The organism is Corallococcus praedator, from assembly GCF_003612125.1.
In the GTDB taxonomy this organism is placed as follows: Bacteria; Myxococcota; Myxococcia; order Myxococcales; family Myxococcaceae; genus Corallococcus; species Corallococcus praedator.
Genome location: NZ_RAWI01000899.1, coordinates 1 through 478 on the forward strand (window position 1 = coordinate 1; position 478 = coordinate 478).

Consider the following 478-nt stretch of genomic DNA (forward strand, 5'->3'; position numbering starts at 1 on the left):
GCATAGAGGTAGTGGTTGTTCATCCACTGACTGTAATGGTGTTCTCCACGAGGAACGATGTCGCCCACATAACCACTTTTCACGGCATCGTAGCCATTATCTTTCATGAATTGATAAGCCTGGTCAAGATGACGTTCGTAGTTGCGAACAGACGAAGAGGTTTCGTGATGCATAATGAGCTTCACATTCTTGCTTTTCGCATAATTGCTGAGCCATTTGACATCAAAATCGGGATAAGGAGAAACGAAATCGAAAACATAGTCTTTCTGATGACCGAACCAGTCTTCCCAACCTTCATTCCAACCTTCCACCAAAACGGCGTCAAAACCATTCTTGGCTGCAAAGTCGATATATCGCTTCACATTTTCAGTGTTGGCAGAGTGTTTACCGTTGCTAGGTAATTTAGAATAATCGGTTTTACCCAACTGCACACTAGAAACGGCATCAGTATAAGCCCACTTGCCACGACCGGTAATCA

The 478-nt window shown here is 43.9% G+C and carries 1 protein-coding gene; it reads right to left on the reverse strand.

Features of this window, described 5'->3' with window-relative positions; genetic code table 11:
• The coding region (locus tag D7Y13_RS50055; protein ID WP_208734592.1) for a glycoside hydrolase family 97 catalytic domain-containing protein at positions 1-478 on the reverse strand (478 nt) is incomplete at both ends.